This is a genomic window from Delftia tsuruhatensis (assembly GCF_903815225.1).
GTDB lineage: Bacteria > Pseudomonadota > Gammaproteobacteria > Burkholderiales > Burkholderiaceae_C > Comamonas > Comamonas tsuruhatensis_A.
Genome location: NZ_LR813084.1, coordinates 1,560,611 through 1,582,969 on the forward strand (window position 1 = coordinate 1,560,611; position 22,359 = coordinate 1,582,969).

Below are 22,359 nucleotides of genomic sequence, written 5' to 3' on the forward strand. Positions count from 1 at the left end.
GAAATTCTTGGGGGCGTCCTGTGGCCCGCGAGGCCTCAGGACGTGGCTGCCGGCGGGCTCAGGTGCTCGACCAGCAGGCGCGCCGTGACGGGCAGCGCGTCAAAGTCGCGCGCCACGATGCTCAGCTCGCGCCGTGCCCAGTCGTCGGTGAGCTCCAGGGCACGAAGGTGGCCTACGCCATGCATGAGCTCGAAGGCACGGTCGGGGATCAGGCCCACGCCCAGGCCGTTGTCGATCATGCGGCACATGGCATCCAGGCTGGTGACCTGTATGCGCTGGTGCAGCGCATGGCCGGCCTGCGCGGCGGCGGCCCGCATGGCCAGGCTGATCGAGGAGCCGGCCTGCAGGCTCACGATGTCCCATTCCAGCACATCGGAAAAGGCCACGCTGTCACTGTGCGCCAGCGCATGCTGTTCGGGCACGACCACGACCAGGCGGTCTTCCCGGTAGGGGCGGTGCTGGAGCGCGGGGCTCGCCTGGCCATTGCCGCTGGGCATGTGCGCCATGGAGCAGATGCCGATGTCGGCCGTGCCTTCCTGCACGGCGGCGAGCACGGCGGGGCTCAACTGCTCCTGCAGGTCGATCTTGACCTGGCCGTGCTTGCGGGCGAACACACCCAGGTCTTCAGGCAGGAACTGCACGATGGCTGACATGTTGGCGTGGATGCGGACATGTCCGCGAACACCGTCGGCGTACTCGGACAACTCGCCTTGCATGCGCTCCAGTCCGTAGAGCACGTTGCGGGCATGGTGCAGCAGGCTTTCGCCGGCCGGCGTCAGGGTCACGCCGCGGCTGTGGCGGTACAGCAGGGCGGTGTCCACCGTGGCTTCGAGGTCGGACAGGCGCTTGCTCACGGCCGAGGCCGCGATGAACTCGCGCTCGGCCGCGCGGCCGATGCTGCCCAGTTCGCAGACAGCCACGAACAACTGCAGGGAGGTGAGGTCTATGCGCCGTGCAAAACTGCGCTCTGAATTCTTCATGGGTGGGGCTCAGGCTTCTCGTTAGGAGAAGTTGGATGGATTTTCTCTCACAAAATATGAGGTTGTCATCTTCAAGCGCGATGTCTTTGGTGGTGGCGTGCGATTGCATGGCGATGGGTGCCATATCTGCTGAAGAGGGGGCCGCTCTGCTCCGTGCGCTCCCTCGGTAGCGTTCTGAAAGAATTTGTCAATCTTTGCGCCAGTCGCTTGCATGGATTGCTGCAAAAATAAGAGCATATGAACGATCGATTCCCGATGGGCCTGCGGGCCCTGCCTGCCGGCCTGTCATTGCTGCTGGCCACGGCCCTGGCCTGCGCCGCAGCGCCCGCCCTGGCCAAGCCGCAGCCGCCCGCCAAGAGTGCAGCCAAGAGTCCCTCCAAGAGCGCTTCCCGGCCGGGTACCAAGCCTGCGGCCAAACCTGCGGCCAAGGCGACCACCAGATCCCGGGGCAAGGCGGCTGCGCCTGCGGTCCGCGGCGTTCCGGCCAAGACGGCTGTCGCCGCGGGCGCCGCAGCCGGCGTTGGGGCGGCGGCGATGGCTGCCGGCAGCGAGTCGAGCAAGGCAGAGGCGAGCCTGAGCAGCGCAGAGCTGGCGGCGCTGCAGCAACGTGCCGAGCAGGGAGAGGCCAGTGCCCAGTACGCGCTGGGCTCCTTGTACAAGCGCGGCCAGGACGTCCCCCTGAATGCCGAGACGGCGGCACGCTGGTACCTGAAGTCGGCGCAGCAGGGCTATGCGCCGGCGCAGTCGGACCTGGGGCTGATGTATGCCAATGGCAGGGGCGTGGCGCGCGACGATGGCCAGGCCGTCCAGTGGTATCGCAAGGCCGCCGAGCAGGGCGACGCCGTGGCGCAGAACAACCTGGGTCTGATGCTGGCCGAAGGGCGTGGCGCGGCCAGGGATCCCGTCCAGGCCGTGCAGTGGTTCCAGCGCTCGGCCGAGCAGGGCGAGGCCGCCGGGCAGTACAGCCTGGGCGTGATGTATGCGACGGGGCGGGGTGTGGCCGAGGATGTGCCCCAGGCCCTGCGCTGGTTCGTGGCCGCAGCGGGCCAGGGCCACGTCGATGCGCAGTTCAATGCCGGCATGCTCTATGCCGAGGGTGGCGCGGTGGACCGTGACATGGCGCAGGCTGCCCAATGGCTGGAAAAGGCGGCCGAGCAGGGCAATGCCGCAGCCCAGTCCAACCTGGGTGTGCTCTATGCCAATGGGCAGGGCGTTCCTGCCAGTGACGAGCAGGCAGCCCACTGGCTGCAGCGCGCAGCCCAGCAGGGCGATGCGCTGGCGCAGTCCAATCTGGCCAGCCTCTATGCCTCGGGCAAGGGTGTGGAGCGCAGTCCTTCACAGGCCTATTTCTGGATGCTGCTGGCGGCCGGCAAGGACCGCTCGCTGGCCACCAAGCGCGACAGCATGGCCGGGCCGCTCAATGCCGCCGAGCGTGCGCGGGTCGAGCGGCAGGCGGCCGCCTGGAAGCCCAGGCCCGCGCCCTGAACGCCTTGCATGTCCATGAAAAAACGCCTCGCAAGAGGCGTTTTTCCTTGGGACTCCAGGCGGGGGTCAGCTGAAGAAGCTCTTGAGCCTGTCGGTCCAGCTTTCCCCGCTGGGCGAGTGCTTGGAGCCGCCCTTCTTGAGCGATTCCTCCAGCTCGCGCAGCAGCTTGCGCTGATATTCGGTCAGCTTGACCGGCGTCTCGACCACGATGTGGCAGTACAGGTCCCCCGGATAGCTGGAGCGCACGCCCTTGATCCCCTTGCCGCGCAGGCGGAACTGCTTGCCCGCCTGGGTGCCTTCGGGGATGTCGATGGCAGCCTTGCCCGAGAGGGTGGGCACTTCGATCTCGCCGCCCAGCGCCGCCGTGATGAAGCTCACGGGTACGTTGCAGTGCAGGTCGTCGCCTTCGCGCTCGAAGATGTCGTGGTCCTTGATGCGGATCTCGATATAGAGATCGCCCGCAGGTCCGCCATTGGTGCCGGGTTCGCCGTTGCCCGAGGAACGGATGCGCATGCCGTCGTCGATGCCGGCAGGGATCTTCACCTCCAGCGTCTTTTGGCGCTTGACCTTGCCCTGGCCGCCGCAACTGGTGCAGGGCTCGGGAATGATCTTGCCGGTGCCGCGGCAATGCGGGCAGGTCTGCTGCACGCTGAAGAAGCCCTGGCGCATCTGCACGCTGCCCATGCCGTTGCAGGTAGTGCAGGTCTTGGCGCTGGTGCCGGGCTTGGCGCCGCTGCCGTGGCAGGTGTCGCAGCTGTCCCAGCTGGGGATGCGGATCTGCGCATCCTTGCCGTGGGCCGCCTCCTCCAGCGTGATCTCCATGGCATAGCTCAGGTCATTGCCACGATAGACCTGGCGGCCACCGCCGCCGCGGCGCCCGCCCTGGCTGAACATGTCGCCGAAGATGTCGCCAAAGGCCTCGGCGAAGCCGCCGAAGCCCTCGGCACCACCCATGCCGCGGTTGGGGTCCACGCCCGCATGGCCGTACTGATCGTAGGCCGCGCGCTTGCTGCTGTCGGAGAGCATCTCGTAGGCCTCCTTGGCCTCCTTGAAACGCTCTTCGGCCTCGCGTGCCGCATCACCCTGGTTGCGGTCCGGGTGGTACTTCATCGCCAGCTTGCGATAGGCCTTCTTGATGTCGTCGTCCGAGGCGTTCTTGGCAACGCCGAGGACCTCGTAAAAATCGCGTTTGGACATGGTGTGTGCTAGCCAGTCAGTGGGAACAGTAACGCCGCGTCAGCCCTTGACAGGGCCGAGCGCGGCGGCAAGCGGTCATCGAGGGACCTCGCGCTGCGTTCAGTCCTTCTTGACTTCCTTGACTTCAGCGTCCACGACGTTGTCGTCAGCAGCGGCAGCACCTGCCGAGGAAGCCCCCGCGGCACCGGCCGCCGCGGCGGCAGCTGCTGCTTCGGGGCTGCCAGCGGCCTGGGCATCGGCGTACATCTTCTCGCCGAGTTTCTGGCTGGCGGTCATCAGTGCCGTGGTCTTGGCATCGATGGCATCCTTGTCCTCGCCCTTGAGCACTTCCTCGAGTTCCTTGACGGCGCTCTCGATGGCGGTCTTCTCGCCGGCGTCCAGCTTGTCGCCATGCTCGCCCAGGCTCTTCTTGACGCTGTGCACGGCGGCTTCGCCCTGATTGCGGGCCTGGACCAGTTCCAGCTTCTTCTTGTCGTCGGCGGCGTTGAGCTCGGCGTCCTTGACCATCTTCTGGATCTCGTCCTCGGACAGGCCGGAGTTCGCCTTGATGGTGATCTTGTTTTCCTTGCCCGAAGCCTTGTCCTTGGCCGAGACGTTCAGGATGCCGTTGGCATCGATGTCGAAAGCCACCTCGATCTGCGGCACGCCACGTGCTGCGGGCGGGATGCCTTCGAGGTTGAATTCGCCCAGCATCTTGTTGCCCGATGCCATCTCGCGCTCACCCTGGAACACCTTGATGGTCACGGCCGGCTGGTTGTCGTCGGCAGTCGAGAAGGTCTGCGCGAACTTCGTCGGGATGGTGGTGTTCTTGGTGATCATCTTGGTCATCACGCCGCCCAGGGTCTCGATGCCCAGGGACAGAGGCGTCACGTCCAGCAGCAGCACGTCCTTGCGGTCGCCCGACAGCACCTGGCCCTGGACGGCGGCACCCACGGCCACGGCCTCGTCGGGGTTCACGTCCTTGCGGGGATCCTTGCCGAAGAATTCCTTGACCTTCTCCTGCACCTTGGGCATGCGGGTCATGCCGCCGACCAGGATCACGTCATGAATGTCGGACACGGACACGCCGGCATCCTTGATGGCGGTGCGGCAGGGAGCGATGGTGCGCTCGATCAGATCCTCGACCAGGCTTTCCAGCTTGGCGCGCGTCAGCTTGATGTTCAGGTGCTTGGGGCCCGAGGCATCGGCCGTGATGTAGGGCAGGTTGATGTCGGTCTGGGCCGAGTTGGACAGCTCGATCTTGGCCTTTTCGGCGGCTTCCTTCAGGCGCTGCAGGGCCAGCACGTCCTTGGACAGGTCGACACCTTGCTCCTTCTTGAACTCGGTGATGATGTAGTCGATGATGCGCTGGTCGAAGTCTTCGCCGCCCAGGAAGGTGTCGCCGTTGGTCGACAGCACTTCGAACTGCTTTTCACCATCCACATCGGCGATCTCGATGATGGACACGTCGAAGGTGCCGCCGCCCAGGTCATACACCGCGATCTTGCGGTCGCCCTTGTCGGTCTTGTCCAGTCCGAAGGCCAGGGCGGCTGCCGTGGGCTCGTTGATGATGCGCTTGACTTCCAGGCCGGCGATGCGACCGGCATCCTTGGTGGCCTGGCGTTGTGCGTCGTTGAAGTAGGCAGGCACGGTGATGACGGCCTCGGTCACGGCCTCGCCCAGGTAGTCCTCGGCGGTCTTCTTCATCTTGCGCAGCACTTCGGCGGAAATCTGCGGCGGAGCCAGCTTCTGGCCGCGCACTTCCACCCAGGCGTCGCCGTTGTCGGCCTTGACGATGGAGTAGGGCATCAGGTCGATGTCCTTTTGTACTTCCTTCTCGTCGAACTTGCGGCCGATCAGTCGCTTTGCGGCGTAGATGGTGTTGCGGGGGTTGGTGACGGCTTGGCGCTTGGCCGAGGCGCCGACGAGGATCTCGCCGTCTTCCTGGTAGGCAATGATCGAGGGCGTGGTGCGTGCACCTTCGCTGTTCTCGATCACCCGCGTGTTGTTGCCGTCCATGATGGCCACGCAGCTGTTGGTGGTGCCCAGGTCAATACCGATGATTTTTCCCATTTTGTGTTCTCTCCGCGATCTGTGAAATGTTTGAATGTCTGCTAACTGTGGCCGGCGCGCGCAGCTTCAAGGGGCTTTGCCTGTTTTTTGTCAACGCCCCGTGAGCGTGTGCCGTGAGCGCGTGCTTACTGGGGCTGGGCCACGGTCACGAGAGCCGGGCGCAGGATGCGGTCGGCGATCAGGTAGCCCTTTTGCAGCACGGATACGACGGTGTTGGCCTCCTGCTGTGCGGGGACCATGCTGATCGCCTGGTGCAGGTTGGGGTCGAACTTCTCGCCGGCGGCCGGATTGATGGACACCACCTTGTTGCGCTCCAGTGCCGCGGTCAACTGGCGCAGCGTGGCGTCGGCACCTTCGCGCAGCTGTTCGGGCGTGGCCTGCTGGATGGCCAGGGCGGCATCCAGGCTGTCGCACACGGGCAGCAGGCTTTCGGCGAAGTTCTCGATGCCGAATTTGCGGGCCTTGGCCACTTCGTCGTCGGCGCGTCGGCGCACGTTCTCGGCCTCGGCCTTGGCGCGCAGGAACTGGTCGGCCAGTTCGGCGCTCTTGGCCTTGAGCTCGGCCAGCTCGGCCTGCAGGCGCGACAGTTCGTCGGCTGCGTTGGCAGCCATGGCGGCCTCGACTTCTTCCGGGGATGCGTCTTGCAAGGGGTTGGAGTTCTGTTCGGACATGGGTGGAAACTTCAGCTACAAAACAAAGCGGTCGCCGGTCCTGGATGCAGATCCGGCGATTGCACGATCTTGACTCAAGATGCGAGCGGATCGGTGTATTTTCAAGGGCCTTCTGTCCGTGTGGGGGCCGTGCAGGCCCACACAGTGGCGGCAAAGCCGGTGCGCCGGGGTAAAAGCCCCACGCCGATCCGGGGTCTCGGACAGCGTGAAGTGTACAGACGGATGAGGCCTGCGCTAGAATCCAATGCTTTGCCTTGCCGCACCGCTACAGACGCAGTGGGCGGCGTTTTCCCAAAAGGAGTCGATATGCGTCATTACGAAATCGTTTTGTTGATCCACCCGGATCAGAGCGAGCAGGTTCCCGCCATGCTGGAACGCTACAAGGGCATGATCACCGCTGGCGGTGGCAAGGTCCATCGCGAAGAAGACTGGGGCCGTCGCCAACTGGCCTACATGATCAACAAGCTCGCCAAGGCCCACTACCTGTGCCTGAACATCGAAGCCGACCAGGCTGTGATGGCTGAGCTGGAGCATGCCTTCAAGTTCAACGACGCCGTGCTGCGCCACCTGACGGTTCAGAAGAAGAAGGCCGACACCGCTCCTTCCTCGATGATGAAGACCGTCGAGCGCGAAGAAGCCCGCAAGGCCAGCCAGACCGAACAGGCCTGAGCCCAGCCCGTCAAGAACCTGAAGGAGTGGAAAACCACGTTGCACTGACGGCAGTCATCGCGGAGCTTCAGGCTTTGCGCTACACGCCGGCAGGGCTGCCTGCACTGGATCTGCGGCTCGAACACGAGTCCAGGCAAAAGGAAGCAGGAAGCGAGCGCAGCGTCACGGCATCCGTCAAGGCGGTGGCCTTCGGCGCGCTGGCTGAAAAGCTGGCCCGCCAGGCGCTTGGCAGCCGATGGAAGTTCCAGGGCTTCCTGGCAACGCCCCGCAACGGCAAACTGCTGGTTTTGCACATCCAGGACATTCAACAAAACTAATTTTCAAGAGGTCCAGAAATGGCCACGTTCAAGAAATTCAACAAGGACAAGCGCCCCAAGCGCAACACGCAGTCGCTGCTGTTCAAGCGCAAGCGCTTCTGCCGCTTCACCGTCGCCGGCGTCGAGGAAATCGACTACAAGGATGTCGACACTCTGCGTGACTTCATCGCCGAAAACGGCAAGATCGTGCCCGCTCGCCTGACCGGCACGCGCGCCATCTACCAGCGTCAGCTGAACACGGCCATCAAGCGCGCCCGCTTCCTGGCTCTGGTTCCCTACTCTGACCAGCACAAGATCTAAGGAGTAACAACCATGCAAGTCATTCTGCTCGACAAGGTTGTGAACCTCGGTGGCCTCGGCGACATCGTCAAGGTCAAGGACGGCTACGCCCGCAACTTCCTGATCCCCACGGGCGCCGCCCGCCGTGCCACGGCTGCCGCCAAGGCCGAGTTCGAAGCCAAGCGCGCCGAACTGGAAAAGCAAGCCGCTGAAAAGCTGGCGGCTGCACAGCAACTGGGCGAGAAGCTCAATGGCGTGAACGTCAAGCTGACCCAGAAGGCCGGTGTGGACGGCCGCCTGTTCGGCTCGGTCACCAATGCCGACATCGCCGAAGAGCTGACCAAGGCCGGCTTCAACGTCGCCAAGTCGCAAGTGCGTCTGGTCAACGGTCCCATCAAGACCGTGGGCGACGCCACCGTGGTCGTGGCACTGCACACCGACGTCAGCGTCGAAGTGTCGGTGTCGGTCTACGGCGACCACTCCTGATCCGGGGCTTGTCCCGTATCGTCAGAAAGCCGCCTTCGGGCGGCTTTTTGCTTTGCCCCGCCCGGGTGATGGCGCCTGGTGGCGCGGCCTTTTGCCTGCCGCTACGATGGCAGTCTTGTGTCTAGGAATCCCATGTCGTCCGTAATGCCCCCGCTCGATCTCGATGATGATGCGTTCGCGCCCCTGCCTTCTGGCGAGCACGACCAGCAGGTCGCCCAGTTGCGCGTTCCGCCGCATTCGATGGAGTCCGAGTCCAGCGTGCTGGGCGGCCTGCTGCTGGATAACAATGCCTGGGACCGCGTGGGCGACATCTTGGTGGATGGCGATTTCTACCGGCATGAGCACAAGCTGATCTACGAGGCCATCGGCAAGCTGATCAACGCCAGCAAGCCGGCCGATGTGATCACCGTCTACGAGCACCTGCAGGGCATGGGCAAGGCCGAGGAGATCGGTGGGCTGCTGTATCTCAACCAGCTGGCCCAGTACGTGCCCAGCGCCACCAATATCCGGCGCTATGCCGAGATCGTGCGCGAGCGTTCCATCCTTCGTAAGCTGGTGACAGCCAGCGACGAGATCGCCACCAATGCCTTCAATCCGCAGGGCAAGACGGTGGAGCGCATCCTGGACGAGGCAGAACAGAAGATCCTGGCCATCGGCGAGGAGGGGGCGCGCAACAAGCAGGGCTTCCAGTCGCTGGACACCCTGGTGGTGGACCTGCTGGACCGCGTCCAGGAGATGGCCGACAACCCCATGGATGTGACCGGCGTGCCCACGGGTTTCGTAGACCTGGATCGCATGACCAGCGGCCTGCAGGCGGGCGACATGGTGGTGCTGGCGGCCCGTCCCTCGATGGGCAAGACCTCGTTCGCGGTGAACATTGCCGAGCATGTGGCGCTCAACGAGGGTCTGCCGGTTGCCATCTTCTCCATGGAAATGGGCGCGGCCCAGCTGGCGGTGCGTATCGTCGGTTCCATCGGCCGCGTCAACCAGGGCAATCTGCGCACGGGCAAGCTCAGCGACGATGAGTGGCCGCGGCTGACCGAGGCCATCGAGCGTCTGCGCACGGTGTCGTTGCACATCGACGAGACACCTGGCCTGTCGCCCACGGAGCTGCGCGCCAACGCGCGGCGCCTGGCGCGCACCTGTGGCAAGCTGGGGCTGATCGTGGTCGACTACCTGCAGTTGATGAGCGGTTCGGGAGCCGGCAGCGCCGACAACCGGGCGACCGAGCTGGGCGAGATATCCCGGGGCCTGAAGATGCTGGCCAAGGAGCTGCAGTGCCCGGTGATCGCCCTGTCCCAGCTCAATCGCTCGGTGGAGCAGCGCACCGACAAGCGTCCCATGATGTCCGACCTGCGCGAGTCGGGCGCCATCGAGCAGGACGCGGACATCATCATGTTCATCTATCGCGACGACTACTACAACAAGGACAGCAAGGAGCCGAACATTGCCGAGGTCATCATCGGCAAGCAGCGTAACGGCCCCACGGGCACGGTCAAGCTGTTCTTCCAGAAGAATCAGACGCGCTTCGAGAACCTGGCCGTGGGCTATGGGGGCGGCGACGAATACTGATGGATGTCCCGCTGCGCCATGGAAAACGGCCCTGGCGGGCCGTTTGTCTTTTGAGAAGGTGATGCCTAGGTGCTGCGCCAGACCTGGATCAGCAGGCCGGCCACGCATGTGCCGAGGATGGCGCAGGCCCAGGCCAGTCGCTGGGCGCCGGTGCGCAGCGCGCCCACGGTGGCGACGATCTGTGCGTTCTGCTCGGCCAGCTTCTCGATCAGCTCCAGCGACTGGCGCTGGGACTGCTCCAGCTGGGCGATGCGTGCTTCCTGCGACTGGATCAGCAGCAGCGCCTGCTCGCCGGCCGTGCGGGCTGCGGCCGGCGGCTCGCTGGCCGCAGCTGCCTGGGCGTCGATCTGCTGCGCGGCTTCCTTCTTGCGCAGCAGGCTCTTGGCGGCCTTGACGACCTGGGGCGTGGCCTCGATGACATCGCCCCAGGGAACCATCTTCAGCGCCGTGATCCAGCTGATCGCCATGGCTTACAGTACCTCGCTGGCGAAGTCCGCCAGGCGTGAACGCTCGCCGCGCGCCAGCGTGATGTGGCCGCTGTGGGGCCAGCCCTTGAAGCGGTCCACGGCATAGGTCAGTCCCGAGGAGCCTTCGGTCAGGTAGGGGGTGTCGATCTGGGCGAGGTTGCCCATGCAGATGATCTTGGTGCCCGGGCCCGCGCGCGTGATCAAGGTCTTCATCTGCTTGGGCGTCAGGTTCTGCGCCTCGTCGATGATGACGTACTTGTTCAGGAAGGTGCGTCCCCGCATGAAGTTCATGCTCTTGATCTTGATGCGGCTGCGGATCAGCTCGTTGGTGGCGGCGCGCCCCCACTCGCCGGCATTGCCGCCGTCGCCCTTGGCCAGGAACTCCAGATTGTCGTCCAGCGCGCCCATCCAGGGGCCCATCTTCTCTTCCTCGGTGCCGGGCAGGAAGCCGATGTCCTCGCCCACGCTCACCGTGGCGCGCGTCATGATGATCTCGGTGTAGCGGCGTTCGTCCAGCACCTGGGACAGGCCGGCGGCCAGGGCCAGCAGGGTCTTGCCCGTGCCGGCCGTGCCGGTCAGCGTGACCAGGTCGATGTCGGGGTTCATCAGCAGGTTCATCGCGAAGTTCTGTTCGCGGTTGCGTGCCGTGACGCCCCAGACGGCGTACTTGGGGTTGCCGAAGTCCTTGAGCGTCTTGAGCACGGCCGTCTTGTCGCGGATCTCGGTCACGCGCATGAACAGGCTGGGCTCGCCCGGGGCCTCGTGGTAGACGAACTGGTTGATCATCAGCTGGTCCACGATGGCGCCGCTGATGCGGTAGTAGGTGATGGCGCCCTCCTGCCAGCTCTCGACGTTCTTGCCGGCCTTGGCCCAGAAGTCCTGGGGCAGGGCCAGGGCACCCGCATAGAGCAGGTCGCCGTCGTCCAGCACCTTGTCGTTCTGGTAGTCCTCGGCCGCCAGGCCCAGGGCGCGGGCCTTGACGCGCATGTTGATGTCCTTGGACACCAGCACGACCTCGCGCTCGCTGAACTTCTTGCGCAGCGCGGCGACCACGCCCAGGATCTGGTTGTCGGCCTTGCCCTGGGGCAGGCTGTCGGGCAGCGAGGTCTCCAGCGGCTCGGTCTGGAAGTGCAGCATGCCCGTGGCGCTGCGCTGGCCCGTGGCATTGAGCGGCAGTCCCTTGTCCAGGGTTTCCGAGGGCTGGGAGGCTACCAGTGAATCCAGCGTGCGGCTGACCTGGCGGCCATTGCGCGCGACCTCGGTCATGCCCTTCTTGTGGCCGTCCAGCTCTTCGAGCACCACCATGGGCAGGAAGATGTCGTGCTCCTCGAAGCGGAACAGGCTGGTCGGGTCGTGCAGCAGCACATTGGTGTCAAGCACGAACAGCGTCTTGGGGCCCGTGCGTGTGCGGCGCGGGCGCGCCGGCGCACTCAGCAATGCGGCGGGCTTGGCCTCGGTGGCAGGCTTGGTGGGAGCGCGGGCGCTGGAGGCGGCGGCGACCTTGCTGCTGGCGCGCTTGGCGGGTGCTGCTGCGACGGGGGCCGGGGTGGCGGCCTTCCTGGCGGCAGACGTGCGGCTGCGTGCGGGCTCGGTTGTGCTGGCGGTTGATTTGCGGGCGCGCAGGGCAGGCGTCGCAGCGCCATTGGTCAAAGGGCTGGCGTGGCTGTCATCAGGCGCGGTGTCTGCGAGCTGGTTGCCGCGCACGGGGAGGAAGGCTTCGGGGGAGAGCTTGGCGGCACGACGGCCAGGTGCGGGGGGCAGGGGCATGGTGGACGAACCGTTCCTCAACAAGGATCAAAAAGCACAAAGCCGCCTGGAAACCGAGGCGGCTTTGGTAGGGGGACAGGGAAAGGCGGTTTTGCACTGAGGCATTGGCCCATTATGCATAGCCCAATGGCAGGAATGTGGCTGCTTTTCCCGGTCTGTTGTCGGAATGTGCCGAATCAGGCGGCCTGCTTCAGGGACTTCAGTGTCTTGACAGCCTTGAGCACCTCGTCGACGTGGCCCGGCACCTTCAGACCGCGCCATTCCTGCACCAGCACGCCGTCGGCGCCGACCAGGAAGGTCGAGCGCTCGATGCCCTTGACCTTCTTGCCGTACATGATCTTGTTCTTGACCACGCCGAACATGTGGCACATCTTTTCTTCCGTGTCGGCGATCAGCTCGAACGGCAGCTCCAGCTTCTCCTTGAAGTCGTCATGCGACTTCATGTTGTCGCGCGAGACGCCGAACACCGTGGCACCGGCCTTCACGAAGTCCTTGTACTTGTCGCGGAACTGCATGGCTTCGGTGGTGCAGCCAGGCGTGTTGTCCTTGGGGTAGAAATACAGGATCAGAATCTGGCCCGTGTGGGAGGTGTTGGTCACCTTGATCCCGCCGGTCGCGTTGGCTTCAAATTCAGGAAGGGGTTTGTTGACAACGATCGCCATGCGCTTGTATCTCTCGGGTGTAGTCGTTGAAATGCCGAGGGCTGTGTGGGTGTTCTTGCTTTTATCGATTGCCCCCAACCGCAACCTGCAATTTTACCCTGAAAACGGGATTTGTCCGAATCAGGGGGGCAGGAGTCTACTCCAAGAGTAGGGCCGCGACGACGTTGCGGCCTTCGCTGGCAAGGATGTTGTAGGTGCGACACGCGGCCTGGGTGTCCATGCTCTCCAGCCCTGTGCGTCTGGCCATCAAGGGGCGAAGCCAGGCCGCTGGGGGGAAGCGGTTGCGCCGGCCGCTGCCCAGGATGATGACTTCGGCATCCAGCAGGGCCAGGGCTTCGAAGTGCTCCGGTGTCAGGTCCTCGAAGCGGGTGCAATCCCAGGGTTGGCGCAGGCCCTGGGCCCCCACGAGCAGGCTGTGCTGGAATTTTTCCTTGTCCACTGCCAGCCAGCCGGGGCCATAGCCCGTGATCATCTGTGCATCGGATTTGTCGGCGTGGAATTTCATGGATGGGGCTGGCGCGGAGCGCGCGATGGGGGTGGTCGCCACCTGGGCGGGGCCAGGGCGATGCTGCATTGCGGAACTGTGGTCAAATTATAGGTTTCACCAGTATGCATGGGGCATTCTGGCGTGCACGAAGGCCGCAACAGCGCTGTGGCCACTTCCATATCTTCAGCATGAAAACCGTTCGCAAATCCGCCAAACTAGCCAACGTCTGTTATGACATCCGCGGGCCCATCATGGACGCGGCGAAGAAGATGGAGGAGGACGGGCAGAAGATCATCAAGCTCAACATCGGCAACCTCGCGGTGTTCGGCTTCGATGCGCCGGAGGAAGTGCAGCAGGACATGATCCGCAACCTGCCGAACTCGGCAGGCTACTCCGACAGCAAGGGCATCTTCGCGGCACGCAAGGCCGTGATGCACGAGACCCAGCGCCAGGGCATCCTGGGCGTGTCGCTGGACGACATCTACCTCGGCAACGGAGCCTCCGAACTGATCAGCCTGGCCACCAATGCGCTGCTCGACGACGGCGACGAGCTGCTGCTGCCCGCGCCCGACTACCCGCTGTGGACGGCGGTGACCAGCCTGTCTGGTGGCACACCCGTGCACTACATGTGCGAGGAGCACAACGGCTGGATGCCCAGCCTGGACGACATCCGCGCCAAGATCACGCCGCGCACCAAGGGCATCGTCGTCATCAATCCCAACAACCCGACCGGGGCCCTCTACAGCCGCCAGTTGCTGCAAAGCATCGTCGATATCGCGCGCGAGCATGGCCTCGTGATCTTCGCCGACGAGGTCTACGACAAGGTGCTCTACGACGACGTCAAGCACACGCCGCTGGCCAGCCTGTCCACCGATGTGCTGACGCTGACTTTCAATTCGCTGTCCAAGGCCTACCGCAGCTGCGGCTATCGCGCTGGCTGGATGGTGGTTTCCGGCGACAAGAAGCCGGCCAAGGATTACATCGAGGGCCTGAACATGCTCTCGAACATGCGCCTGTGCGCCAACGTGCCCGGCCAGTGGGCGGTGCAGACGGCGCTGGGCGGCCACCAGAGCATCGACGAGCTGGTGCAGGCCGGCGGACGGCTGCGCGTGCAGCGCGATCTGGCCCACAAGCTCATCACCGAGATTCCCGGCGTGACCTGCGTGAAGCCGCAGGCAGCCCTGTACATGTTCCCGCGCCTCGATCCCGAGATCTATCCGATCAAGGACGACCAGGCCTTTTTCCTGGAAGTGCTTCAGGAAACCAAGGTCATGCTGGTGCAGGGCACGGGCTTCAACTGGCCCGAGCCGGACCACTTCCGCATCGTCTTCCTGCCGCACGAGACCGACCTGCGCGAGGCCATTCGCCGCCTGGCCGTGTTCCTCGAGAAATACCGCAAGCGCCACGGCACGGACCGTGGCTGACCCGTTCGCGCGGGTGGGGCCGCAGCCCCGCCCGCAATCCGCTTTTTCACGGCTGCAGGCGGGCGCCTCCCGACCGCCGCAGCGCTTTTTGACTGGCAAGTAGCTTTATGAAACCGATCCAAGTAGGCCTCCTGGGCATTGGCACCGTGGGCGGTGGCACGTTCAACGTGCTGCAGCGCAACCAAGAAGAGATCCGCCGCCGCGCGGGCCGCGGTATTGAGATTGCCATGGTGGCCGACCTGGATACGGAACGTGCACGCTCCGTCGTGGGCGACACGGCCAAGGTGGTCGGCGATGCGCGCGAGATCATCGCCAACCCCGAGATCGATGTCGTCGTCGAACTGATCGGCGGCTATGGCATCGCCAAGGCCCTGGTGCTGGAGGCGATCGCGGCCGGCAAGCATGTGGTGACCGCCAACAAGGCCCTGCTGGCCGTGCACGGCAGCGAAATCTTCAAGGCCGCGGCCGACAAGGGCGTGATGGTGGCCTACGAGGCGGCCGTGGCCGGCGGCATCCCCATCATCAAGGCGCTGCGCGAAGGCCTGACGGCCAACCAGATCCAGTGGGTGGCCGGCATCATCAACGGCACGACCAATTTCATCCTGTCCGAGATGCGCGACAAGGGGCTGGACTTCGACGTGGTGCTCAAGGAGGCCCAGCGCCTGGGCTACGCCGAAGCCGACCCCACCTTCGACATCGAAGGCGTGGATGCCGCCCACAAGGTCACGCTGATGAGCGCCATCGCCTTCGGCATTCCCGTGCAGTTCGACAAGGCGCATGTGGAAGGCATCACCAAGCTGTCGGCCGCCGACATCAAGTACGCCGAGCAGCTGGGCTACCGCATCAAGCTGCTGGGCATCACCAAGCGCACGGACAAGGGCATCGAGCTGCGCGTGCACCCCAGCCTGGTGCCGGCCAAGCGCCTGATCGCCAACGTCGAAGGCGCGATGAACGCCGTCGTCGTGCACGGCGATGCCGTGGGCACGACCCTGTACTACGGCAAGGGTGCGGGTTCCGAGCCCACGGCCAGCGCCGTGATCGCCGATCTGGTGGACATCGCCCGCCTGCACACGGCCGATCCCGAGCATCGCGTGCCGCCGCTGGCCTTCCAGTCGAGCACCCTGGCCGCCGCCGGCGGCGAGCTGCCCGTGCTGCCCATGAGCGAGGTGGTGACCAGCTACTACCTGCGCATCCGCGTGGCCGACGAGGCGGGCGTGCTGGCCAGGATCACCAGCATCCTCGCCGGTGCCGGCATCAGCATCGACGCCCTGCTGCAGCGCGAGGCTGGCGAGGTGAGCGGTGACAGCGAAGGCAGCCAGGGCGTGCCTCAGACGGATCTGATCATCCTCACCCACGCCACGCGCGAAGGCGACATGGACGCGGCGCTGGCGCAGATCCAGCAGCTGCCCACGGTCCTGGCCCCCATCAACCGCATCCGCAAGGAAGAGTTGAACTGACAAGGCTCCCCTTGAGGCGCTGCGCGCCTTTCCCCTCTCTCGCTGCGCGGGAGGGGGACGGCACCCTCGGTGCGGGGCGGCGCGGCCGGCGTAGGCCCTTCCTCGGTGCCCCCAGGTGGGGAGGCGCCGGTTTCATGCGCAGCGCCCTGAGGCCACTGACAAGGAATTCAAATGTTGTACCTTTCCACGCGCGGCCATGCGGACCGCAAGCGCTTTTGCGACATCCTGCTCGAGGGACTGGCGCCCGATGGCGGGTTGTACCTGCCCGAGCACTATCCGCAGATCGATGCCGCCCGTCTGGGCGAGCTGCGCCGCATCTACAAGGATGAGGGCTATGCAGCCCTGGCCTTCGAGATCCTGAGCCTGTACATCGACGACATTCCTGCCGACGATCTGCGCGCCCTGTGCGCCAGGACCTACACGCAGCAGGTCTTCGGCACGGCCGAGATCACGCCGCTGCGCCGGCTGGAGGACGGCCTCTGGCTCGAGGCCCTGTCCAACGGCCCCACGCTGGCCTTCAAGGACATGGCCATGCAACTGCTGGGCAACCTGTTCGAGTACGAACTGGGCCGCCGCGGCGAAGAACTCAACATCCTGGGCGCCACCAGCGGCGACACCGGCAGTGCCGCCGAGTACGCCATGCGCGGCAAGAAGGGCGTGCGCGTGTTCATGACCAGCCCGCACGGCCGCATGAGCCCCTTCCAGCAGGCCCAGATGTTCAGCCTGCAGGATGCCAACATCCACAACATCGCCATCGAAGGCGTGTTCGACGACTGCCAGGACATCGTCAAGGCCGTCTCCAACGACCACGCCTTCAAGGCGAAGTACAAGATCGGCACCGTCAATTCGATCAACTGGGCCCGCCTGCTGGCCCAGGTCGTCTACTACTTCGCCGGCTACCTGCAGGCCACGCAGGGCAACGACGAGAAGGTCGCCTTCACCGTGCCCAGCGGCAATTTCGGCAACATCTGCGCAGGCCATGTGGCACGCCAGATGGGCCTGCCCATCGCACGCCTGGTCGTGGCGACCAATGAGAACGACGTGCTCGACGAGTTCTTCCGCACTGGTGCCTATGTGGTGCGCGGCAGCGAGCATACCTATGAGACGTCCAGCCCCTCGATGGACATCTCCAAGGCCAGCAACTTCGAGCGCTTCGTGTTCGACCTGCTGGGCCGTGACGGCGATGCCACGCGCGAGCTGTTCGCCGAAGGCGTGGCGCGCCAGGGCCGCTTCGACCTGGGCGGCAATCCGCTGTTCCAGCAAGCGGCCGCCCGCTATGGATTCGTCAGCGGCAAGAGCACGCACGCCGACCGCCTGGCCACCATCCGCGATACTTTCGAACGCTTCGGCACCATGATCGACACGCACACGGCCGACGGCGTCAAGGTGGCGCGCGAGAACCTGCTGCCCGGCGTGCCCATGATCGTGCTGGAGACGGCGCTGCCCATCAAGTTCGCCGCCACCATCGAGGAAGCACTGGGCCGCCAGCCCGACCGCCCGGCGCAGTTCGAAGGCATCGAAGACCTGCCCAAGCGCGTGACCGTCATGCCTGCCGATGCGCAGCGCATCAAGGCCTACATCGCGCAGCACTGCGACTGATGCCAAGGCGGGTCTGTCTACCCGCCCGCTGCTGGAGCGCGCGGCGATGAAGGTCATCGGCTTTGCCGGTTACTCGGGCGCGGGCAAGACCAGCCTCGTGGAGCCCCTGATCACGCTGATGCGTGCGCAGGGGCTCGGCGTTTCGGTGGTCAAGCATGCCCACCACGATTTCGACGTGGACCACGAGGGCAAGGACAGCTGGCGCCACCGCAAGGCCGGTGCCTACGAGGTGGTGCTGGCGTCCGACCGGCGGCTTGCGCTGATGCGCGAGTTCGCCGAACCTGCCGAACTGTCGGTGCACGAGATGCTGGCGGAACTCGATCCGCGCGTGGATTGGGTGCTGGTCGAGGGCTTCAAGCACGCCGACCTGCCCAAGATCGAGATCTGGCGGGATCAGCCCGAGCGCGCCAGCGCCGGAAAGTCCCAGGCGCCCCTGTATCCGCACGATCCCCATGTGCTGGCCATCGCCACCGATGCACCATGGCGCCTGCCCGTGCCGCCGCGCCAGCCGGTGCTGGACCTCAACGCGCCGGCGCAGATACTGCAATGGCTACTGGAACACGCGCAGCAACTGAGCTACCGTGCACCCGACAGCCGATGAGACCAGGAGAAGAACACCATGCGAGCCCCCCTCAAGTCCCTCGATGACGCACTGGCCGAGCTGCTGGCGCATGCCCTGCCGCTCGATGGCGTCGAAGCCGTGGACAGCTTCGACGCGGACGGTCGCGTGCTGCTGGCCGATGCCGTCTCGCCCCTTCAGGTGCCGCCCCAGGACAACAGCGCCATGGATGGCTATGCCGTGCGCAGCGCCGACTGCGCGGCCGGTGATGCCGTGCTGCCCGTCTCTCAGCGCATTCCCGCAGGCTCCACGGGCCAGCCATTGGCCGAGGGCACGGTGGCCCGCATTTTCACGGGCGCGTCCGTGCCGGCCGGGGCCGATGCCATCGTCATGCAGGAAGACTGCGAGGTGCTGGAAGATGGCCGCGTGCGCGTCAAGGCACGGCCCGAGGCCGGCCAGTGGATACGCCGCTCGGGCGAGGACATCCGCAAGGGCGCCACCGTGATCGCGGCCGGCACGCGGCTGTCGCCGGCCGAACTGGGGCTGGCGGCCAGCATCGGCCTGGCCCGCCTGCAGGTGGCACGCAGGCCGCGCGTGGCCCTGTTTTCCACGGGCGACGAACTCGTCATGCCCGGCACCATCGCACCCGAGCAGATGCCGCCCGGCAGCATCTACAACAGCAACCGCTTCTTCCTGCGCGCCCTGCTGCAGCGCATGGGTTGCGAAGTCACCGACTTCGGCATCGTTCCGGACCAGCGCGAAGCGACGGTCCATGCCTTGCGCGAGGCTGCCCGTGCCCACGACCTGATCCTGACCAGTGGCGGTGTCTCGGTCGGCGAGGAAGACCATGTCAAGCCCGCCGTGCAGGCCCTGGGCCAGCTGGATCTGTGGCAGATATCGGTCAAGCCCGGCAAGCCCTTCGCCTATGGCCGCGTGGGCCTGGACGGAGAGGCCGGCGAGGCAGGCGGCTTTGCCCACTTCATCGGGCTGCCCGGCAACCCGGTTTCCAGCTTCGTCACCTTCCTGCTGCTGGTGCGTCCCTTCGTGCTGCGTCTGCAGGGCGTACGATCGGTGCTGCCGCGCTCCGTCGAGGTGCGCGCCGACTTCCACTGGCCGCGCGGGGACAGGCGTCGCGAGTTCCTGCGCGTGCGCTACAACGAAAGCGGCGGCCTGGAGCTGTTCCGCAACCAGAGCTCGGGCGTGCTGACATCGGCCGCCTGGGGCGACGGCGTGGTCGACAACCCGCCAGGCCAGACCATCGCACCTGGCGACAAGGTCCGCTTCATCGCTTTCTCGGAGCTGCTGTCATGAGCCAGTCCATCACCGTCACCGTGCGCTATTTCGCCTCCATCCGCGAGGCCCTGGGCACGGGCAGCGAAACCCTTTCCACGCGGGCCGCCACCGTGGGCGCCCTGCGTGACGAACTGATCGCGCGCGGTGGCGCGGCGGCCGAGGCGCTGGCGCAGGGCCGCGCCGTGCGCATGGCGCTGAACCAGACCTTGTGCGAGGGCGTGGCTGCCATTCGCCAGGGCGACGAGGTGGCTTTCTTTCCCCCCGTCACCGGAGGTTGAGCGCCATGGCCCCAGACAAGTCCGTGGACCAGGCCATCAGCGCACGCACGCGCAAGGCCCTGTCCGAAGCAAGGGCACGTGGCGTGCAACTGGGGCGCGCCGGCGCCGATAACCTGCGCGCCACCGTGGAAAAGCGAAAATCCACCGCCGATGCCTTCGCCCGGCAGCATGAAGCGCTGTTCGCCGAGTTGCAGGCGCGCGGGCTGACCCACCGCGCCATGGCTGCCGAGCTCAACACCCGCGGCATCGCGGCGGCCCGGGGTGGCGAATGGACCCACGGGCAGGTACAACGGATATTGAACCGCTATGCCGAGATGCGCTCGGTGTCCATGGACAGCAGCGGCGGTAGCTGAATCTGCGCCAGGCGCTGCGCCAGGGCTGCGGATGCCGGCTGCATGGGCGCGCGCAGGCCGGCCCGCATGCGGCCCTGGCCCGCAAGCCAGGCTTTGATGGGGGCAGGGTTGGGCTCGGCAAAGCATGCGGCGATGTGGGACAGCAGCGGTTGCCACAGCGCGCGTGCCGCAGGCAGGTCGCCACGCGCCATGCACTGCATCATCTCGACGAAATGCGACGTATGGGCATGGGCGCTCGCGGCGATCGCACCCGCGCCGCCCTGGGCCAGCGTGGCAAGGATCTGGGCGTCCTCGCCGGCCAGCAACTGCAAACGACCGTCGGCGATCAGGGCCTGGGTCTTGGCGGCATCACCGCCGCAATCCTTGATCGCCACGATGCGCGGATGGGAGGCCAGCGCGCGCAGCGTGGCCAGATCCAGCACCGCGCCCGTGCGGTAGGGAATGTCGTAGAGGATGACGGGATGGACGCTGTGGTCGGCGATGGCCGTGAACCACTGCAGCAGGCCTGCCTGTGATGGGCGTATGTAGTGCGGGGCCGGCACCAAGATGCCGGCCAGCGGCCTTGCGTTGAGGGCCTGCACGCGTGCCAGCGCCTGGCCCAGGTGGCAGTCCGATACCCCCATGACCACGGGCAGGCCCCGGGCGGCATCGAGCAAGGTCGCGAGCACGGCGTCCTGCTCGGCTTCGCTCAGCGCGGCGGCTTCCGCCGTGGAGCCGCAGGCCACGTAGCCGGCGATGCCGGTGCCGTTGTAGTGCTGCACCAGGGCGCGCAGGGCGCCGTGGTCCACCGGGGCGTCGTCGCCGGCCTCGAACGGCGTGACCAGCGGAAGCCACAGCCCCTGGAAGAGGGCATGCGGCAAGGTCGTGGAATGCAAGGACATGGGAAATCCCTTCGGTACTTCAATCGATGGACGACCGGACATGGCCACCGGCCAGACCGAGGGCGGAAAGGCAGGCGCCTGAAGCAAGAAGGAGGGGAGAGAGGCTGCCGGGCCGATTCCGTCGCTCATCTGGACGGAACCTCAGCTCCGGTCAGACGAGCTGGGGTTTGCAGGCTTTGCGCAGGCAGGCACGCACGGGCAGGCCGTGGTGTGCGGGAGAGGCAAAGACAGCAGACATGGCGTGCAGTGTAGCGCGCCCGCGCGCCGTTGTCAGGCGGCGTCCGGCGCTTCGGCCGACTGCGTCAACAACGGAGCCTGCCACTCCAGCAATTCCGCCAGGCGCTGCACGATCCAGCGCGCCTCGCCGGGGCTGACGATGGAGCCCTCGGCCGCCAGGCCCGCGTGGATGCCGAGCAAGACCCCCACTTCCGAGGAGTTGCCCGTGTGGTAGAGCGTCTGCGCCTGCTCGACCAGATGGCTGGACAGGTCCTCGCACAGCTCATAGCGGGCCACCACCTCGGCGATGGAGGCCTTGAGCCGGCCGTGGCGGTCGGCGTACAGGGCGGCGAAGCTGGGCGGAGGCTGGATCTGGCTGGTGTCGTCCATGGGCGCGCCTCAATCGGGTTCGAACATGCGCTCGAAGCGTGCGAGGTCCTCGGCCAGCTCGCAGCTCACGAGCTGGCCCATCTTGCCGTCGGCCAGGCGGTGGGCCGCGAACAGCGTCGCCTTGCCCTGGAAGCCATAGTCGGGCAGATGGATGATGGTGTAGGGATGGGGCACGAACAGCTGGTGTTCGAAAACCACCCGGTGCTCGTTGCGTGGCGAGGGGTAGAGCGTGTACTCGGCGGTGTTGATGGTGAGTGTGGCCATGTGGGCTGCTGCGGCAAAGGTCCGGCTGCTGGGGACGGCAATGCTACCAAGTTCGCCACGGCATCACCGGCCTGCGACAATGCCTTCATGCAAGCCGTCCGTGTTTCCATCCAGACCGAAGACTTCGACGTATCCGCCGAACTGGCTGCCCTGCGCACCGGCGATGCGCGCGTGGGCGCGGTGTGCAGCTTCGTGGGCACGGTGCGCGACCGCAATGAGGGCGATGCCGTGGCCAGCATGGAGCTGGAGCACTACCCGGGCATGACGGAAAAGTCCATCGAAGCCATCATCGACGAGGCCGTGCAACGCTTCGGCATCCATGGCGCGCGGGTCATCCATCGCGTCGGACCGCTGCGTCCCATGGACCAGATCGTGCTCGTGGCCGTCACGGCATCGCACCGCGGCATGGCTTTCCAGGCCTGCGAATACATCATGGACTACCTCAAGTCGCTGGCGCCCTTCTGGAAGAAGGAGCAGACCCCGGCCGGCGCGCGCTGGGTCGATGCGCGCGTCAGCGACGAGCAGGCGCTGGCGCGCTGGCGCCAGTGAGGGGC

The 22,359-nt window shown here is 65.7% G+C and carries 25 protein-coding genes; 14 read left to right on the top strand and 11 right to left on the bottom strand.

Annotation, left to right across the window (positions count from 1 at the left end):
* Positions 1–35: 35 nt before the first annotated feature.
* Positions 36–980: a LysR substrate-binding domain-containing protein gene (locus tag L1Z78_RS07055; protein ID WP_234640831.1), complete on the bottom strand. Its 945-nt coding sequence runs from the start codon at positions 978–980 to the stop codon at positions 36–38.
* Positions 981–1,217: 237 nt separating this feature from the next.
* Here L1Z78_RS07055 and L1Z78_RS07065 point away from each other — a divergent pair, with 237 nt between their 5' ends.
* Complete coding sequence (locus L1Z78_RS07065; RefSeq protein ID WP_267966999.1) at positions 1,218–2,465, top strand: SEL1-like repeat protein; 1,248 nt, start codon at positions 1,218–1,220, stop codon at positions 2,463–2,465.
* 66 nt (positions 2,466–2,531) lie between these two features.
* On the opposite strand, the gene dnaJ is transcribed toward L1Z78_RS07065, so the two are convergent.
* From dnaJ to grpE, 3 genes are all read right to left on the bottom strand, one after another.
* Positions 2,532–3,662 (bottom strand): molecular chaperone DnaJ, encoded by a 1,131-nt coding sequence (dnaJ, locus tag L1Z78_RS07070; RefSeq protein WP_234640832.1) that lies wholly within the window; start codon positions 3,660–3,662, stop codon positions 2,532–2,534.
* A gap of 99 nt (positions 3,663–3,761) precedes the next feature.
* On the bottom strand, positions 3,762–5,750 hold the full coding sequence (dnaK, locus tag L1Z78_RS07075) for a molecular chaperone DnaK (RefSeq protein ID WP_267967010.1): 1,989 nt from the start codon (positions 5,748–5,750) through the stop codon (positions 3,762–3,764).
* Between the two features lie 89 nt (positions 5,751–5,839).
* Entirely contained in the window at positions 5,840–6,385 is a 546-nt protein-coding gene (grpE, locus tag L1Z78_RS07080) for a nucleotide exchange factor GrpE (protein WP_234640834.1), read from the bottom strand.
* A gap of 306 nt (positions 6,386–6,691) precedes the next feature.
* Between grpE and rpsF the strand changes: the two genes are divergently transcribed.
* From rpsF to dnaB, 5 genes are all read left to right on the top strand, one after another.
* Positions 6,692–7,054, top strand: coding sequence for a 30S ribosomal protein S6 (gene rpsF / locus L1Z78_RS07085; protein WP_012207028.1), 363 nt, complete (start codon positions 6,692–6,694; stop codon positions 7,052–7,054).
* A 26-nt stretch (positions 7,055–7,080) separates the two neighbouring features.
* A complete protein-coding gene (gene priB, locus L1Z78_RS07090; protein ID WP_234640835.1) occupies positions 7,081–7,371 on the top strand; it encodes a primosomal replication protein N in 291 nt (96 codons plus the stop codon).
* 18 nt (positions 7,372–7,389) lie between these two features.
* Positions 7,390–7,671, top strand: a complete 282-nt coding sequence (rpsR, locus tag L1Z78_RS07095; protein WP_158386426.1) for a 30S ribosomal protein S18 — start codon at positions 7,390–7,392, stop codon at positions 7,669–7,671.
* A gap of 12 nt (positions 7,672–7,683) precedes the next feature.
* Positions 7,684–8,136, top strand: a complete 453-nt coding sequence (gene rplI / locus L1Z78_RS07100) for a 50S ribosomal protein L9 (protein WP_234640836.1) — start codon at positions 7,684–7,686, stop codon at positions 8,134–8,136.
* Positions 8,137–8,268: 132 nt separating this feature from the next.
* Positions 8,269–9,708, top strand: a complete 1,440-nt coding sequence (dnaB, locus tag L1Z78_RS07105; RefSeq protein ID WP_234640837.1) for a replicative DNA helicase — start codon at positions 8,269–8,271, stop codon at positions 9,706–9,708.
* Between the two features lie 65 nt (positions 9,709–9,773).
* Here dnaB and L1Z78_RS07110 read toward each other — a convergent pair whose 3' ends face one another.
* From L1Z78_RS07110 to L1Z78_RS07125, 4 genes are all read right to left on the bottom strand, one after another.
* On the bottom strand, positions 9,774–10,175 hold the full coding sequence (locus tag L1Z78_RS07110; protein ID WP_234640838.1) for a hypothetical protein: 402 nt from the start codon (positions 10,173–10,175) through the stop codon (positions 9,774–9,776).
* A gap of 3 nt (positions 10,176–10,178) precedes the next feature.
* Positions 10,179–11,942 (bottom strand): PhoH family protein, encoded by a 1,764-nt coding sequence (locus L1Z78_RS07115; RefSeq protein ID WP_234640839.1) that lies wholly within the window; start codon positions 11,940–11,942, stop codon positions 10,179–10,181.
* A 176-nt stretch (positions 11,943–12,118) separates the two neighbouring features.
* Positions 12,119–12,604 carry a peroxiredoxin gene (locus L1Z78_RS07120; protein WP_234640840.1) on the bottom strand — a complete coding sequence of 162 codons (486 nt, stop codon included), beginning with the start codon at positions 12,602–12,604 and terminating at the stop codon, positions 12,119–12,121.
* 136 nt (positions 12,605–12,740) lie between these two features.
* A complete protein-coding gene (locus L1Z78_RS07125; protein WP_234642111.1) occupies positions 12,741–13,109 on the bottom strand; it encodes an Mth938-like domain-containing protein in 369 nt (122 codons plus the stop codon).
* 170 nt (positions 13,110–13,279) lie between these two features.
* Between L1Z78_RS07125 and L1Z78_RS07130 the strand changes: the two genes are divergently transcribed.
* The 7 genes from L1Z78_RS07130 (at position 13,280) to L1Z78_RS07160 (ending at position 20,054) form a co-directional block, all read left to right on the top strand.
* Positions 13,280–14,515 carry a pyridoxal phosphate-dependent aminotransferase gene (locus L1Z78_RS07130; protein ID WP_234640841.1) on the top strand — a complete coding sequence of 412 codons (1,236 nt, stop codon included), beginning with the start codon at positions 13,280–13,282 and terminating at the stop codon, positions 14,513–14,515.
* 107 nt (positions 14,516–14,622) lie between these two features.
* A complete protein-coding gene (locus tag L1Z78_RS07135; RefSeq protein ID WP_234640842.1) occupies positions 14,623–15,972 on the top strand; it encodes a homoserine dehydrogenase in 1,350 nt (449 codons plus the stop codon).
* Positions 15,973–16,143: 171 nt separating this feature from the next.
* Positions 16,144–17,571 (top strand): threonine synthase, encoded by a 1,428-nt coding sequence (gene thrC / locus L1Z78_RS07140; RefSeq protein ID WP_234640843.1) that lies wholly within the window; start codon positions 16,144–16,146, stop codon positions 17,569–17,571.
* 46 nt (positions 17,572–17,617) lie between these two features.
* Entirely contained in the window at positions 17,618–18,172 is a 555-nt protein-coding gene (gene mobB / locus L1Z78_RS07145; RefSeq protein ID WP_234640844.1) for a molybdopterin-guanine dinucleotide biosynthesis protein B, read from the top strand.
* 18 nt (positions 18,173–18,190) lie between these two features.
* On the top strand, positions 18,191–19,441 hold the full coding sequence (gene glp / locus L1Z78_RS07150) for a gephyrin-like molybdotransferase Glp (protein WP_234640845.1): 1,251 nt from the start codon (positions 18,191–18,193) through the stop codon (positions 19,439–19,441).
* On the top strand, positions 19,438–19,701 hold the full coding sequence (gene moaD / locus L1Z78_RS07155; protein WP_234640846.1) for a molybdopterin converting factor subunit 1: 264 nt from the start codon (positions 19,438–19,440) through the stop codon (positions 19,699–19,701). Before glp ends, moaD begins: the two co-directional genes overlap by 4 nt.
* Positions 19,702–19,706: 5 nt before the next feature.
* Entirely contained in the window at positions 19,707–20,054 is a 348-nt protein-coding gene (locus tag L1Z78_RS07160) for a recombinase family protein (RefSeq protein ID WP_234640847.1), read from the top strand.
* Here the strand turns inward: L1Z78_RS07160 and dapA are convergent.
* The 3 genes from dapA to L1Z78_RS07175 form a co-directional block, all read right to left on the bottom strand.
* Entirely contained in the window at positions 20,006–20,935 is a 930-nt protein-coding gene (gene dapA / locus L1Z78_RS07165; protein ID WP_234640848.1) for a 4-hydroxy-tetrahydrodipicolinate synthase, read from the bottom strand. The two genes, L1Z78_RS07160 and dapA, sit on opposite strands and share 49 nt — an antisense overlap.
* Positions 20,936–21,205: 270 nt before the next feature.
* Complete coding sequence (locus tag L1Z78_RS07170; RefSeq protein WP_234640849.1) at positions 21,206–21,541, bottom strand: hypothetical protein; 336 nt, start codon at positions 21,539–21,541, stop codon at positions 21,206–21,208.
* A gap of 9 nt (positions 21,542–21,550) precedes the next feature.
* Entirely contained in the window at positions 21,551–21,805 is a 255-nt protein-coding gene (locus tag L1Z78_RS07175) for a hypothetical protein (protein WP_234640850.1), read from the bottom strand.
* 87 nt (positions 21,806–21,892) lie between these two features.
* Here L1Z78_RS07175 and moaE point away from each other — a divergent pair, with 87 nt between their 5' ends.
* Positions 21,893–22,354, top strand: a complete 462-nt coding sequence (gene moaE, locus L1Z78_RS07180) for a molybdopterin synthase catalytic subunit MoaE (protein WP_234640851.1) — start codon at positions 21,893–21,895, stop codon at positions 22,352–22,354.
* The last annotated feature ends 5 nt before the right edge of the window (positions 22,355–22,359 follow it).

Coding starts and splice junctions, on each gene's coding strand:
- rplI (WP_234640836.1), top strand. CDS start 7,684: ATGCAAGTCATTCTGCTCGACAAGGTTGTGAACCTCGGTGGCCTCGGC.
- L1Z78_RS07160 (WP_234640847.1), top strand. CDS start 19,707: ATGGCCCCAGACAAGTCCGTGGACCAGGCCATCAGCGCACGCACGCGC.
- L1Z78_RS07135 (WP_234640842.1), top strand. CDS start 14,623: ATGAAACCGATCCAAGTAGGCCTCCTGGGCATTGGCACCGTGGGCGGT.
- thrC (WP_234640843.1), top strand. CDS start 16,144: ATGTTGTACCTTTCCACGCGCGGCCATGCGGACCGCAAGCGCTTTTGC.
- dapA (WP_234640848.1), bottom strand. CDS start 20,935: ATGTCCTTGCATTCCACGACCTTGCCGCATGCCCTCTTCCAGGGGCTG.
- L1Z78_RS07170 (WP_234640849.1), bottom strand. CDS start 21,541: ATGGACGACACCAGCCAGATCCAGCCTCCGCCCAGCTTCGCCGCCCTG.
- glp (WP_234640845.1), top strand. CDS start 18,191: ATGCGAGCCCCCCTCAAGTCCCTCGATGACGCACTGGCCGAGCTGCTG.
- grpE (WP_234640834.1), bottom strand. CDS start 6,385: ATGTCCGAACAGAACTCCAACCCCTTGCAAGACGCATCCCCGGAAGAA.
- L1Z78_RS07065 (WP_267966999.1), top strand. CDS start 1,218: ATGAACGATCGATTCCCGATGGGCCTGCGGGCCCTGCCTGCCGGCCTG.
- L1Z78_RS07115 (WP_234640839.1), bottom strand. CDS start 11,942: ATGCCCCTGCCCCCCGCACCTGGCCGTCGTGCCGCCAAGCTCTCCCCC.
- rpsR (WP_158386426.1), top strand. CDS start 7,390: ATGGCCACGTTCAAGAAATTCAACAAGGACAAGCGCCCCAAGCGCAAC.
- mobB (WP_234640844.1), top strand. CDS start 17,618: ATGAAGGTCATCGGCTTTGCCGGTTACTCGGGCGCGGGCAAGACCAGC.
- L1Z78_RS07110 (WP_234640838.1), bottom strand. CDS start 10,175: ATGGCGATCAGCTGGATCACGGCGCTGAAGATGGTTCCCTGGGGCGAT.
- L1Z78_RS07120 (WP_234640840.1), bottom strand. CDS start 12,604: ATGGCGATCGTTGTCAACAAACCCCTTCCTGAATTTGAAGCCAACGCG.
- L1Z78_RS07175 (WP_234640850.1), bottom strand. CDS start 21,805: ATGGCCACACTCACCATCAACACCGCCGAGTACACGCTCTACCCCTCG.
- L1Z78_RS07125 (WP_234642111.1), bottom strand. CDS start 13,109: ATGAAATTCCACGCCGACAAATCCGATGCACAGATGATCACGGGCTAT.
- L1Z78_RS07130 (WP_234640841.1), top strand. CDS start 13,280: ATGAAAACCGTTCGCAAATCCGCCAAACTAGCCAACGTCTGTTATGAC.
- moaD (WP_234640846.1), top strand. CDS start 19,438: ATGAGCCAGTCCATCACCGTCACCGTGCGCTATTTCGCCTCCATCCGC.
- dnaB (WP_234640837.1), top strand. CDS start 8,269: ATGTCGTCCGTAATGCCCCCGCTCGATCTCGATGATGATGCGTTCGCG.
- L1Z78_RS07055 (WP_234640831.1), bottom strand. CDS start 980: ATGAAGAATTCAGAGCGCAGTTTTGCACGGCGCATAGACCTCACCTCC.
- dnaJ (WP_234640832.1), bottom strand. CDS start 3,662: ATGTCCAAACGCGATTTTTACGAGGTCCTCGGCGTTGCCAAGAACGCC.
- moaE (WP_234640851.1), top strand. CDS start 21,893: ATGCAAGCCGTCCGTGTTTCCATCCAGACCGAAGACTTCGACGTATCC.
- rpsF (WP_012207028.1), top strand. CDS start 6,692: ATGCGTCATTACGAAATCGTTTTGTTGATCCACCCGGATCAGAGCGAG.